Genomic DNA, 14,299 nt, shown 5'->3' on the forward strand with positions numbered 1-14,299 from the left:
TCGACACCTCGAAGCGTGAAGAACGGCCGCGCTGCTGTCTCACGAAGAAGCCAAGATCAGCAGGTCGGATGACGTGCGAGGTTAAACATCAAGCTCAGAAGCCGTATCCCTATCGATCATGAGCGCGATGTGATCGAAAACGGGAGTGGGGGCGGGTGAACTTGGCCGTGACGTGCATGAAGACAGGGCCTCCGGTGCAGCACGAGGGGTGCGAAGCCAACTCGTGAGCCTGGGGAGGCCCTGTTGTCGCAGTTCTATGCGGTTTCGTCGTTCACGTTCAACTCGTCTGCCCTATCGTGTGATTGCCTCGCGCATCGGTTCGGGAACGCGGCCGACCGTCCGAACAGGATGCGCAGGTATCCGTCGGACATGACGGATGAGGAGTGGGCGGTGGTGCGCGAGGCGCTGCCCGTCCCGGCGTGGCTGGAGGGCCGGGGCGGACAGCCCGAGGGCTACTGTCACCGGCAGATGTTGGATGCGATCCGCTATGTCACGGACAACGGGATCAAGTGGCGCTCCATGCCGGCCGACTTTCCCGCGTGGGACCGGGTGTATGCCTATTTCTGCAGGTGGCGGGACCAGGGATTGGTTCAGGAGTTCCACGACCGGCTGAGTGGCCGCCTCCGCGAGGCCGAAGGACGCGCGGAGGAGCCGACTGCGGCGATCATCGACTCGCAGTCGGTCAAGGGCGCGGCATCGGTGCCCGCCGTTTCACGTGGTTATGACGGCGGGAAGAAGATCAACGGCAGGCGCCGGCACGTCATCACGGACTGCCTCGGCCTGCTCCTGGTGGTGCTGGTGACCGCGGGCAACGTCACCGACCGGCAGGCCGCCCGCGTGCTCCTTCCCCGACTGCGTGAGCGGTTCCGGAAGATCACTCTGGTGTGGGCCGACGGCGGCTATCGCGGGCGCCTCGTTGCCTGGGCGCAGGAGAAACTCCAGCTCACGCTTGAGATCGTCAAGCGCAGTGACGACATGACCGGGTTCGTGGTGCTGCCGAGGTGGGTGGTCGAGCGCACGCTGGGCTGGCTGATGCGCTCGCGTCGCCTGGTGCGGGATTTCGAGACGCTGTCCGCTTCCAGCGAGGCGTTCATCTACTTCTCGCAGGCCATGCTCATGAGCCGCCGTCTGGCCCGCCGGGCCGCCGCACCGCCGGCTGAGCGGCCCCGGTGGACGATCGCGGCATGAACCGTCCCGTCACCAGCGCCTGAAGCCTGTGCGTGCCGAGAATCTCGTCCGCGCAGGTCATCCTGCTTGCGGCCGCTGCCGGTTGCCACGGCATGATGACCACTCGTGCTCCTGCGTCTCGCCTGTCTGACCGTGTCGAATGCTGTCGCCGCGCTCTGGCTGCTCCCGATGAGCGACCGCGCCAAGGACGCCGAGATCCTGGCCCTACGCCACCAGATCACGGTCCTTGAGCGCCAACTCGGCCCGAAAAGGGTGAAGTTTGCCCCCGAGGATCGGGCCTTCCTCGCCGCGCTCCTGGCACCGCTGCCGCGCCAGGTGCTGCGTCGTCTCCGGCTTCTGGTACGTCCGGACACGGTGCTGCGGTGGCACCACATCCTGGTGAAGCAGCGGCATGCCCGCATCTGCCGCCCCAAGCGGCCCGGACGGCCGCGCACCGTCCGCTCGATCCGGGCGCTGGTCCTGCGCCTGGCCCGCGAGAACAGCGGCTGGGGCTACCGCCGTATCCACGGGGAACTGGCCGTGCTCGGCATCACGGTCGCCCCGTCCACCGTCTGGGAGATCCTCAAGGCCGAGGGCGTCGACCCGGCGCCGGAACGGACCGCCACCACCTGGGCCGGCTTCCTGCGCTCCCAGGCCGACGCCCTGCTGGCCATGGACTTCATCGAAACCATCACCCTGACCGGGCAGCGGCAGTACATCCTGGCCGTCATCGAGCACGCAACCCGCCGCATCCGCGTCCTGGGCACCACCGCGCACCCCACCGCGGGCTGGGTGGCCCAGGCGGTCAAGAACCTCGTCATGGACCTTGAGGACGTGGGCGCGCACGCCGCCTACCTGATCCGCGACCGCGACGCGAAGTACCCTGCCCTGATCGACGAGATCCTCGCCGACGTCGGCATCCAGAGCGTGTTCACCGGCGTCCGCATGCCAAGGATGAACTCGATTATGGAGAGATGGGTGCTCAGCCTCCGCCGCGGGCTCCTCGACCGCACCCTCATCTGGAACGTTCACCACCTGCGCCATGCCCTGAGCGAGTACGAGCGGTTCTACAACGAGCACCGCACTCACCGCTCCCTGCAGGCAGCCGCGCCGCTGCGCGCACTCCCCGAAACCATCACCGACCCCAGGGAGATCGCTCGCCTCGACATACGTCGACACGACCGCCTCGGCGGAGTGATCCACGAGTACCAACACGCCGCTTGACCTGCACGGACGTGATTCTCGGCACGCACAGGGTCCTGTCCCGCGCAGCCGCCGCCCGGCAGGTGGAGGACACGCCGCTGTTGAAGGTAGAAGCCGTCCTCGACCAGAACGACCCGGCCCTCGTCACCCAGGGCAACCACACGCACGCTGTCCTCAACAACAACGTGCTCGTAGACACCGACGACACCGTCCGGACTTCTCTTGGGGTGAACCTCTCACCACAACAAGGAGAGCTCACGTTCGAGCAGTTCAGAAGCGATGAATCCCAGGCTATCGACCACCACAGGTGTGGTGCAACGATGCCGACGGCAAGTCAACCGGTCTGTCCGCAACCTGCCCTGTCCGCTGGGAGGTCGTCCTGGTGACGACAAGATCGCCGTGGTCTACGCGGGCGTCACACTGCCAGGGCGATGGAGCGGGAGCCAATTCCTCGCCGGATCAGCGCCGCGTGCGGATGACATGACCTGACACGTTCGGGATGACCGGTCGCATGGGACCTCGCCGGCAATCCGGTCAGTCCCCCTGCGAGCCCTCGGGGGCGAGGAGTTCTCGGATCGGGCCGCAGGCATCGCAGTGCCAGAGGCGGACTGTGCCGTCGCCGTGGGAGGTGGCGATGTCACGGCTGTCGGCGAGGAAGGTGATGTCTTCCACGGATGTGCCGAAGTCCTCGAAGGTGAGGGGTTCTCCTCCGGTGTGGTTGCGCCAGAGGCGTACGGTGCCGTCCTTGCCGGCGCTGGCGACCCAGTCGCCGTCCGGGCCGAAGGCGACGTTCCACACAAACCCCTGGTTGCCCCGCAGGATGAGTGGATCGCGGTCCCGGGTGAGGTCCCAGATGCGTACGGTGCCGTCGTCGGCGCCGCTGGCCAGGTGGTTCCCGTCGGGGCTGAAGGCGACCGTCCACACCAGCCCGCGGTGCCCGCGCAGGACTCGCAGCGTGCGGCCGTTGTGAGTGTCCCAGATCCGCACGGTGCCGTGCGTCTTCTCGTGCCCGCCGGTGGCCACCTGCTGTCCGTCCGGGCTGAAGGCCACGGACCGGAGAACGGTGCCGTCTGCGGAAGGGCGGACGAATGCCGGGCGGTGGCCTTCGGTGAGATGCCAGACTCTCAGGGTTGCGTCGCCGTCGATGCTGGCGACCCGCTGTCCGTCGGAGCTGAGGGCCACGGACCATGCGCCGTCCTCGTGGCCGTTCAGTACCGCCACCGGTTCGGTGCCGCCTGTGAGGTCCCAGATCCGTACCGTGCCGTCCGCGCCGGCGCTGGCCGCGCGCCGTCCGTCCTGGCTGACGACGAGGCCGAGTACCTCCCCGTCGTGCCCGCGCAGCACGCGCACTGCGCGGCGTCGCGCCGGATCCCAGATGCGTACTGTGCCGTCCTGGCCGCCGCTGACGACGGGCCGCCCGCCCGGGCCGCTCGCGTCCACGGTCCAGGCCGCGCCCTTGTGGCCGCGCAGCACCACCGGGTCACCGGGGCCGCGCGGATCCCAGATCCGTACCGTGCCGTCCGAGCTGGCCGTGGCCAGGGAGTGGCCGTCCGGGCTGAAGGAGGCGGCCCAGACCACGCCCCCGTGGCCGCGCAGTACGAGCGGATTCGCGCCACCGGAGGGATTCCAGACCCGGATCGTGGCGTCGTCGCTGGCGGTGGCCACCAGCTGTCCGTCGGGGCTGAAGGCCGCACCTTCCACCGTGCCGCTGTGCCCGCGCAGCACGACCGGTGCCACCTTGCCGCCCGTATCCCATACCCGGGCCGTGCCATCCGTGCTGGCGCTGATGAGCCGTGTGCCGTCCGGGCTGAAGGCGACCGTCTTCGTGTCATCCCCGTGGCCGCGCAGCACGGTCGGTACTCCGCGGCCTGCGGGCTTCCAGATCCGTACGGTGCCGTCGTGGCCGCTGCTGGCGAGCCGTCGCCCCTGCGGATCGAACGCCACGCCCACCGCCGCGCCCTCGTGCCCACGGAGGATGGCCGGGGTGCCCTCGCCCCGAGCGTCCCAGATCCTCACTGTCCCGTCGTCGCCCGCACTGGCTATCTGCCGCCCGTCCGGACTGAACGCGACGGTCCATACCGGACCCTTGTGGCCATGGAGTACCAGCGGCTTGGCGGTGCCGCCCACGGCCCACACCCGTACCGTGCCGTCCAGGCCCGCGGTGGCCAGATATCGCCCGTCAGGGCTGAACGCGGGGCTCCATGCCTCGCCTTCGTGCCCACGCAGCACGCGGGGGGTGCTGCCGACGATCCGGCCGTTGGCCCACTGCCACACCCGTATGGTGCCGTCCTCGCTGGTGTCGGCCAGTTGACGTCCGTCCGGGCTGAAGGTCACGCCGAGGGCCCGGCCACGGTTGCCGGGGAGAACGGTGATCAACCGGTCGTCGGCCACCGCCTGCCGCAGCACCGCCTCGGCCTCCGCCGTCGGCGCCGCCGTGTAGGCCCGACGGGCCAGAAGCCGCGCCTGGCGGGGGTCGGCTGTCAACGCGCTCCGTGCCTCGGCGGCCAGTTGCCGGGACGTGGCCCGGCTGCGCTCAGTCGCCGTCCGCTCTGCCTGCACCAGCGTCGCACCGCCCAGAGCGCCCACCACCGCCACCGCAGTTGCCAGTGCGACTGCTCCTGTCCACATCCGTCTTCGGTGCTTAGCGGACTCCTGCGCCCGCCGGGCGCGGCAGGCAGTCAGGAACGCCCGCTCTGTATCGTTCAGCCGCTCCAGAGCGTGCTCGTCCCAGGAGGCCAGCCGTGCTCCCCGGTACAGAAAGCTTTCGTCGCGGCCGTGCTGCTCCCATTCCGCGGCGGCCTGGGTCAGGCGCCGGTGTGTGCGCAGTAGTTCGCGGTCGGTTTCGATCCACGTACGCAGCCGCGGCCATGCCGTGATCAGGGCTTCGTGGGCGAGGTCGACGGTGTCGTCATCGAGGGTCACCAGGCGGGCGCGGGCCAGTCGTTCCAAAACCAGGGCAGCATCCCCGTGGGCGCTGGAGGCCAGTTCGGCGCGCGGAGCGGGGCGACGAGTGTCCTGGGCTCCTTCACCAGGGGTGATGAGCCGCAGCAGCAGATCGCGGGCAAGTGCGGCCTGTTCAGGAGACAGCTGAGTGTAGAGGTGTTCCGCGGTTCGGGCGATGGCACCGAGCACCCCGCCGACGGCGTCGTACGCGGTTTCCGTGAGTGCTCTGCCTCTGCGTCTTCGCCAAGTCTCCAGCAGGGCGTGCGACATCAGCGGCAGGCCACCGGACTCATCGGCGACGTCCTGGACGATGCGGGCGGTCAGAGCGCGTTCCACGGTCAGGCCGGTGGCTGTGGCCGGCTTCACGATGGCCTCGCGCAGCTCGGCCTGGCTCATCGGACTGACCAGCAGGTTGGCGTCGCGCAGCGCGTCGGCCAGACCGTGGTGTTCGGCGCACCGGCCGTAGAAGTCGGCACGGACCGCGATCAGCACCCGTAACCGGCTGGCCGGCTGCCGGGCGGCGAGCAGGAGGTCGATGAAGCGGGTGCGTTCCGCTACGTCGTGGCAGAGGGTGTAGACCTCCTCGAACTGGTCGACGATCACGAACCCGTCCCCACCACTGCCGTTGGCGGGTCCGTCCGCGTCGAGGAGGTGGGCGTGGGCGCGGGCGGGCTGGTCGCCGGGGGTCAGGATCCGGATCACCCCCGGCCGCAGACTCGTCTCCCGGGACTGTTGGAGGGCGGGGACCAGGCCCGCGCGCAGCAGGGAGGACTTGCCACTGCCGGACGGGCCGAACACCGCGGCGAAGCGTCGGCGGCGCAGTAGATCGAGGAGGTCGGCGGTGAGCCGGTCCCGGCCGAAGAACAGGTTGCTGTCGCCGGTCTCGAACCGAGCCAGCCCCCGGTACGGCGGATCCGCCCCCTCCCCGCCGCCGTCCTCCCCCGTGCCGGGGGTGGCAGCGGCCTCCTCCACCGCCTGCTTCCACCGGGCCTCCCACTGCGCCGCATCGCCCCCGCACGCCGCCGCGTAGGCCAGCACCACCGGCAGGGTGGGCAGTTGCTCGCCCGCCGCCGCCTTTGACAACGCGGTGATCGAGTAGCCGGCCCGCTGGGCCATCGCCCGGTAGGTGATGCCGCCCGCATCCGCCCGCAGCTTGCGCAGCTCGGATGCGAACCGTTGGACCGGACCCGCCCCCGGATCCACCGGCACCTCACGACGCCCCGCCACACCCCCACCCCCTTAATCCGCCCCCGCACCAGACCGGACCGTCAACCTATGCACCCCGTCCCGCGGCCGGAAAGATCGCGTCCGGCCATTGTTTAGCCGCCGGAACAGCCCTGCTAAACAATGCGCCGACCGCTGAAATCGGTGATGCGAGTGGTGCGGGGGACTGCTCCAGAGGGCGGAAAGGCTCTGCCGGTCGCCCGGCGACCGGCAGGGTCGGCCTGCCGTTGCGGGTCGGTTCGACGTCGTCGAACGTCCAGGCCGACGGCCGGCGGAGGCGCCTGCGCTGTCACATTTTGAACAATCGATCACATCGATGTGGGGGAAACATGAGGGGTGCGTTGTCGGGCATACGCGCACGGGCGGCGCGGTTCGCCGGGGTCTGTATTGCCACCATCGCCATGGTGACCGCGGTGGCCACCGCACCGGCACACGCCCTCAGCGGTGGAGCCGCAGAGACCGACAGTCAGTACGCGTTCCTTGCGAAGGTCCAGTTCGGGGAGCGCGCCGGCTGCACCGGCGCGCTGGTCGATCCGGAGTGGGTGGTCACCGCGACCGCCTGTTTCGCCACCGGCGCTGAGGCAGTGCCCGCCGGTCCGCCCGTGCTGCCGACCACGGTCACGGTCGGCCGGACGAACCTGGCGTCCACTGCCGAGGGCCAGGTACGCACAGTGGCTGAGCTGGTGCCGCGCTCCGACCGAAACGTCGTGCTGGCGAAGCTCTCCAGCCCGGTGCGCGACGTGACGCCAATCAAGGTCAGCACTACCGCGCCGGTAGCGGGCGAGACTCTCGTTGTCGCCGGCTACGGGCGTACCGCCACCGAGTGGGTGCCCGACCGGCTGCATACCGGAATCTTCGCTGTCCAGGGGGTTACCGCCACGGCGGTAGACATCGCCAGCGACGCGACTGCATCGGCGAGCATCTGCAAGGGAGACGCGGGCGGGCCGGCGCTTCGTGGGCTTGGGGCGAGCTTCGAGCTGGTCGCGTTGAACGACACGTCGTGGCAGGCCGGTTGCCTCGCCGAGACGGAGACGCAAAACGGGGCGACGGAGGCCCGGCTCGATGACATCGAAGGCTGGATCCGCCAGACGGTCCGGGGCGGCAACTTTGTTCGGTTGGCGACCAGCGCGCAGGTCCTCGACACCCGATCCGGTCTGGGTGCGGCGGCCGGAGCGCGGGCCGGCGGCAGCACCACGACCTTCCAGGTAACCGGGGTCGGTGGCGTACCGGCGACCGGCGTCACTGCGGTGCTCGTCGACGTGACCGCGATCAACACCACCTCAGCCACCTACCTGACGCTGTTCCCGGACGGAACCCCCCGCGACACCGCGCTGTCGATGGTGAACACCGCTGCCGGCCAGACCATCTCCAACTCGGCGGTGGTCTCCGTCCCGATGAACGGCAAGCTGTCCGTCTACAACAACTCCGGCAGCGCGCACATCGCGGTCGACGTGCAGGGGTACTACACAACGGCCGCGAACGCCGGAGGCGGCTTCGTCCCGGTCGAGTACACCCGGCTGGTAGATACCCGCAGCGGCCTGGGCGGCAGCACCGGCTCGATCCCCGGTGGTTCGAGCCGCACCTTCACACTCACGGGCGACGCCATCCCCGCGGGTGCCGGATCCGCGTTCCTGGACGTGATCGTCACCGGCGCCACTGGGCAGGGCTGGATCGGCGCCTTCCCACCCGGCGGTACCAACAACCGTAGCGTCATGGATTTCGTGCCCGGCACGACGTCCCACGGCGTGGCGGTACAGCTCAGCTCGGACGGCAGGGCCACCTTCACCAACAACAGCGGCTCCGCCATCCACTTGGTACTCACCGCCACCGGCTACTACACCACCAGCCCGGCGACCGGCGCGGGCATGCGCACGGTGACCGCGAAACGCGTGCTGGATACCCGCAGCCTCAGCGAGGGTACGCCGGTCGCTGCGAACGGCACCGTCGACGTCCCGCTCGGGCTGCCGACCGGGACGGCCGCGCTGGTGAACCTCACCGTGGTGAGGAACACGGCAAGCGGATACCTACGGGCGTGGCCAGTGGATGGCACCCAGCCGACCGCATCGCTGACCAGCTATCCTGCGGCGAACACGAGCGCCCGGTCCGGGCTCGCCGTGGTGAAGGCGGGCACCGACGGGAAGATCCGCATCAGGAACTACAGTTCCGGCACCGTGCACATCCTGGCCGACCTGCAGGGCTGGTTCGGCCCCGCCGCGGCCCCGACTTCAAGCCCACTCACCATGGATCTCGGCAACGAAGTCTCCGCAGCCAGCAACGGCGGCTCCACCGTCGAGGACTACAGCTACCCCGGTGCCGAGGAGATCCTGGCCACGCAGAACGTCAGGCTGATCTCCGGGGACGGGCACATCCTCCTGGTCGACTGCGCGACTGCACCAGAAGGCGATCTCGGGCTGCTGAAGGTCTACACCACCGACGAGCAGATCGGGGCCGATGGTATCGGGAGGGTCTGTTTCAAGGTGACTGCTTCGTCAGGGTGGCTCAACCTCGAGGTTCCGGGGGTCTACGAGATTCGCGGCGACGGCCTGCGCACCGGCACCGGGCATGAGGTGACCGCGCAGCTCAGGGACGACGAGGGTGAACAGATCACCGTCGACGTGGACCCTGACGGCAGTACGCAGGTGGGCCTGGGCACGGACCCGAACGCGTCGCCGACCATGCTGCTGCGTCTGACTGTGACGGGTTGAACCAACCCCCTCGCATCTGTTCCAGGCCATGGCCGCGCTCAACGGCCGGCGTCCAACAGGGATGGCCGCAGTGTGCGGCCTTACCCGACAGTGCCTTCGCGAAAGCCTTCCTGCACCGGGGATGGAGTGACCGTGAATTTGTCATCGGATGTGGTCATCGGCAGACCGCTTCGGTCCAGCGCCGGCCGACGCCGCGCTGTGGTCGTGGCGCTCACTGTGCTGGCGTTGCTGGCCTGCTTCCTGCGCGCCGGCCCAGCGCGGGCGGCGGAGGAGCCCGCTGCCGCGGACCGGTCGTCGGTGGTCACGGCGTGGCGGATGGGCGGTACGCAGGTCAAGGCTGCCGCCGAGGTCGCGCTCGTGGGCTCCGACGACCAGGTACGCGAGTTCCTGGACGGCGGATGGCAGCAGGCACAGCGGCTCGACGAGCGCGACGCCGTCGCCGCCGTGATCAGCGACGGTGGGCCCGCGGTGCGGGCCGCGGCGAAGCAGGCGCTGGACGCGGCCGACGCCGGTGACCAGAGTGCGATCGCAACCTTCCTGTCGGATGGGTGGCAGGGCCCGTCGGATATCGATGCCCGGTTGTCGGTGAACCAGCTGATGGCGGTCGGCGGCCCGCAGGTGCGCCAGGCGGCGCAGCAGGCGCTGGACTCGGAGGATCCGGAGGTGTTGCAGGCTTTCCTGGAGTCCGACTGGCAGGTGCAGTGGCTGACCGATCAGCGGCTGCGGGTCAACCAGGCGATGGACAGCGGCGGTCCTCGGGTGCGAGCTGCCGCGCAGAAAGCGCTGGACGCGGGCACTGCAGAGGCGCTGGAGCAGTTCCTGGAGTACGGGTGGGCGGTCGCGTCGGCGCAGGACGAGGAGACCGCGACGCTGACCGATCTGCTGGCGCAGGCCAAGGCCGCCGGGGAGGTGGCGGAGCAGGAGACGCGGCACGCTACCGAAGAAGCTGACCGTGCCAAGGCGGCGTCGGAGGCGGCGCGTCGGGCTGCGGCCGAGGCGGCGCAGGCGACGGCGGCCGCCGGGAAGAACACCGCGCAGGCGGCGGCGCATGCGAAGCGGGCCGCGGTCGCCGCGGAGAAGGCGGCGCAGGCAGCGAAGGTGGCGGTGCAGGCCGCGGCGGCGGCGAGCAGGGCGGCCCGGGCGGCCTCGACGGCCGCGGCGCGAGCCGCTTCGGCGGCGTCTCGCGCGGATCAGGCCGCATCCGCGGCGTACAAGGCCGCCGCGGACGCAGCGACGGACGAGACGAAGGCCGCAAACGCGCGTCGGGCGGCGGAGGCGGCCAACGCGATCGCGCGGGAAACACGCGACTTTGCGACCAAGGCGGAGCAGGCCGGCAAGGCGATCGAGGCGGGCCTGGGTGCCGTCGACGCGGCCAAGTCCGCAGCGCAGCACGCCAAAGATGCCGCCGACGCCAACGACGAGGCAGCACGGCACGCGAAAGCCGCAGGCGCGGACGCGTCACAGGCAGTGGCGGCGGCGCAGCGGGCGCGCGCCAACGCGGACCGGGCGGTACGCGCGGCGCAGGCAGCCGAGGAATACCTGCGGGTCGCGATCGACGCCGCGTACGCTGCCCGCGACGCGGCCCGGCGAGCGGCGGACAACGCCGAGGCAGCCGCGCAAGCGGCAATCGACGCGGCCGAACACGCCGGCGAGTCCGCCGAGGCGGCACGCCGGGCCACCGAGCACGCCGAGGCCGCGACCGTCGCCGCACAGGACGCAGTCGATGTGGCCGTCCAGGCCGTCGCGGTATTCGAGGCGGCCCGCGAGGCCGATGCCCAGCGGCTCGCCGTCGCCCGCGACCAGGGATTGGAGGCCGCCCAGGCCGCGAACACCGAGTACGAGGCACAGCAGCGCATCGCCGACTGGGACATCGAACAGGCCGCCCAACGCGATGGGGAGACCAACCGGCTGATCACCGAGGCACAGAATCCCGACACACCGCCCGAGACGGCGGTGGCGGCCGGACGCCGGGTCGCGCTCGCCCTGTCCACCGCGTCCGGTGTGTGGACACGAGAGGCGGCGCTGGCCGCACTGGCGGGCAGCGACGAACAGGTGCTGGCGTACGCGCGCACCGGCATCACGACCGCCGCCGCGCAGGATGACCGCCAGGCCGTGATGGACCTGGCCATCACCGATAACACGGCGCTCGCCGCCGCGGCCCAGACGGCACTGGCCGGCAGCGCCGCCGAGGTGACGCAGTTCCTGCGCACCCAGAACTACCCCGGCCGGCACACCCAGGACCGCCTCAAAGTCAACCAGATCCTCGCCGCGGCGCGCACCGCCGGCGACGTGGTGCTTCAGCAGAAGGCGCAAGAGGCACTGGACGCCGAAACCCTGCAGGCCCTGCGCGATTTTCTGGACACAGGCCAGTACACCGCCGCCGCCGTGGGGGAACGCGTACGGGTCAACCACATCATGGCCGACCCGGACAGCGGCCCGGAGATCAAGGCCGCCGCGCAGATCGCACTGGACGGGCCACCGGCGGGGCTGCGGGAGTTCCTCGAGACGGGCCGGTACGTCGCCGCTGAACGCGACCACGACAGCGCTGTCCATCTCGCGGTGGTCGCCGGCCTGCTCGAAAAGATCAACCAGGTTGCCGAGACGGCCGTGCAGAACGCACTGGAGGCACAGGCCGTGGCGGCGCGGGCACGCGGCGACGCCGAACAGGCCACGAACTACGCGAACGACGCCGCCAGGTCGGCTCAGAAGGCCGCCGAGTACGCCAGCAACGCTCAGGGACACGCCAACCAGGCCGCACAATCGGCGGAAAAAGCGGCCGCCGCAGTCCAAACCGCCAAGAACGCGGCCACCCGCGCCAACGCCTCCGCCCGCAGCGCCATCCGATCCGCAGCATGGGCCATCTCCTCCCACCACACCGCAATCGAGGCCGCCTCCAGCGCCCACGCCGCCGCGCAACGCGCCTACACATCAGCGATCAACGCCGGTGACAGTGCCGAGGCCGCGATCGCCGCCGCCCAGCAGGCATTCGACACGTACACCGCGGCGCAAGGGCTCGAAATCGCCAAATGCCACACCGAATACGCCTCCGGCCCCGCACCCGACCTGGAACGGCTGCTGAGCGGGACGAACAACGAGTGGTACCGCAACTGCGTCGCCAACGTCATCTCCGAGCCCGCCGAGCTGGCCAACCGGGCCTACACCAACGCCGCCTTCTGCACCATCTACCCCCAAGGCAGCCAGCTCTACCAGAACTGCATCCACTCCACTCTCGACCCCGCATTCCGAGGCATGCAGCCTCTGATCTTCATCGCCGAGGTCGTCAAGGGCCTGCTCGCCACCCTCATTCCCGTCGGAATAACCGCCGGCGCTCTCTGCGTGGCAACCGTGGTGTGCGGAACGGCTCTCGGGACCCTCCTCACCATCGCGGACGTCGGACTCAACATCCACAAACTCATCAACGGCGACCAGTCACTCGCTCAAACCCTCATCAACCTCGGCCAGACCGCGCTCGAGAGTCTGCTCCTGGCTGGAGTAGGGAAAGTCGTCACCGCCGGCTTCCAAAGCGTCAAAGCGCTGTACATCGCCGCCCAGACCGCCAAGAAGGCGCAGACGCAGCTAGAGGCAATCAACCTCGTCCGGCTCGCACAACTGGAATTCACATCCTGCCTGCGCCGCAGCTTCGCCCCGGCGACGCTGGTGGCGGTGGCGGACGGCAGCCACCGCGACATCAACGTCGGTGACCTAGTCCTCGGCACAGATCCCACCAGCGGTCAGATGACCAGCGAACCGGGCACACGCCTCTGGCGCAACCACGACACCACCCCGAGCGACGTAGAAGTCACTGACCACGCCGACGTCACCAGCACCATCCATACCAGCGACACGCACCCGTTCTGGCCGAAGGCATCCAACGCCTGGAGCGACGCGGCCACCCTCGTTCGCGGCTCCCGATTCCACACGCTGACCGGCGCCCCGGCCACAGCCAGTTCCGTACGCACCTTCGCCAGCAGCACGAAGGTGATGTACGACCTCACCGCCACGAATGTCCACAGCTACTACGCGGCCGCCGGTAGCACGGCGGTCCTCCCAAACAACGCGAGCTGCATTGAACTCACCGATCTCGGCGGAGGCTGGTACGAGACTCCGGCGAAGCTGTTCTACGGTCCGGGATCGAAGCATGGCCACCGAATCTTTCACGTGCTGGCGCACGGCTATCCCGACCCGACCAAGGCGAAACACACGGTGTTCTTTCTCCAGCCCGGCGAGACGATCCTCGGGTTGATTGACGAGGCATGGCTCATGCGCGCGGCTCCAGACTTGGTCAGGACCGAGGGTGCTCGCACAATCTGGTTCATTCCCATGAACCGCCAGGTCGGCACGGCCGGGGAGCGGCACGTCTGTATCGTGGTACAAAACCTGGATGAGTTGATTACCGCCTTCCCGTCAGCAAATCCCGAATGCGAGTGAAGTGACCCACGACACTGAACGTCTCCCATGTGCTTCCTGCGGGCAGGACTGGCAGAGGTGGTATCGGGTACGTGCAGATGGCCGGACGTTCCTCCTGTGCCCCGAATGCGACTCGATCTGGCTCCCAAGCGACGACCGCCACAAGCGAGCAGTGCACTGGCTGCCTGACCTGTTCCCACCGCACCAGAAGTATGACGGGTGGGACCTGATCGAGCCGTGCGACCCTCCAGACAGCTGAGCACCATGCCGTAAAAGGCTGTTGTCTTTCTGATCTTGAGTGGTGTCCAAGATCACGGGGAAACTTCAGTCGCCAACTCCCTTGCAATCAACCGGAGATCGCTAACTACCCGGCCTTGGGACAGGTCCTCCAGGGGCCTGACGCACGCCTACGCCGATACGACACCTGACAAGGCAGGCGTGCGAAGCTGCGCGCGGAGCGCCGTGGTGCCCTCGACGCCTTCGATCGAACCACGCCCCCCTCGTGCTTCCGTCGATAGGGTTGGCGGCGTCGGAACGAGGAGGACAACGTGGCACTGCTGAGGTTGAACTCGCAGTGGCGGGCCGGTAGATCATCCGGCGCCCATGAGTAATCCGGTCTCGGTGAGGCAGCCGTCGATCAGCTCTGCCCG

The 14,299-nt window shown here is 69.3% G+C and carries 6 protein-coding genes; 5 read left to right on the top strand and 1 reads right to left on the bottom strand.

Annotated features, from left to right (window positions below):
• The first annotated feature begins 369 nt into the window (after window positions 1–369).
• The 3 genes from ACWD3C_RS46330 (at window position 370) to ACWD3C_RS46340 (ending at window position 2,756) form a co-directional block, all read left to right on the top strand.
• Window positions 370–1,188, top strand: a complete 819-nt coding sequence (locus ACWD3C_RS46330) for an IS5 family transposase (RefSeq protein ID WP_451154478.1) — start codon at window positions 370–372, stop codon at window positions 1,186–1,188.
• A gap of 105 nt (window positions 1,189–1,293) precedes the next feature.
• Entirely contained in the window at window positions 1,294–2,391 is a 1,098-nt protein-coding gene (locus tag ACWD3C_RS46335) for an integrase core domain-containing protein (RefSeq protein ID WP_451154480.1), read from the top strand.
• Window positions 2,388–2,756 carry a hypothetical protein gene (locus ACWD3C_RS46340; RefSeq protein ID WP_451154482.1) on the top strand — a complete coding sequence of 123 codons (369 nt, stop codon included), beginning with the start codon at window positions 2,388–2,390 and terminating at the stop codon, window positions 2,754–2,756. Before ACWD3C_RS46335 ends, ACWD3C_RS46340 begins: the two co-directional genes overlap by 4 nt.
• Window positions 2,757–2,904: 148 nt before the next feature.
• On the opposite strand, the gene ACWD3C_RS46345 is transcribed toward ACWD3C_RS46340, so the two are convergent.
• Window positions 2,905–6,540, bottom strand: coding sequence for an nSTAND1 domain-containing NTPase (locus ACWD3C_RS46345; protein WP_451154484.1), 3,636 nt, complete (start codon window positions 6,538–6,540; stop codon window positions 2,905–2,907).
• Between the two features lie 410 nt (window positions 6,541–6,950).
• Between ACWD3C_RS46345 and ACWD3C_RS46350 the strand changes: the two genes are divergently transcribed.
• Together ACWD3C_RS46350 and ACWD3C_RS46355 are read left to right on the top strand one after the other, a co-directional pair.
• Window positions 6,951–9,242, top strand: coding sequence for a trypsin-like serine protease (locus ACWD3C_RS46350; RefSeq protein ID WP_451154486.1), 2,292 nt, complete (start codon window positions 6,951–6,953; stop codon window positions 9,240–9,242).
• A 204-nt stretch (window positions 9,243–9,446) separates the two neighbouring features.
• Window positions 9,447–13,670 carry a polymorphic toxin-type HINT domain-containing protein gene (locus tag ACWD3C_RS46355; RefSeq protein WP_451154488.1) on the top strand — a complete coding sequence of 1,408 codons (4,224 nt, stop codon included), beginning with the start codon at window positions 9,447–9,449 and terminating at the stop codon, window positions 13,668–13,670.
• Window positions 13,671–14,299: the final 629 nt, after the last annotated feature.

This window comes from Streptomyces sp. NPDC002845, assembly GCF_053591955.1.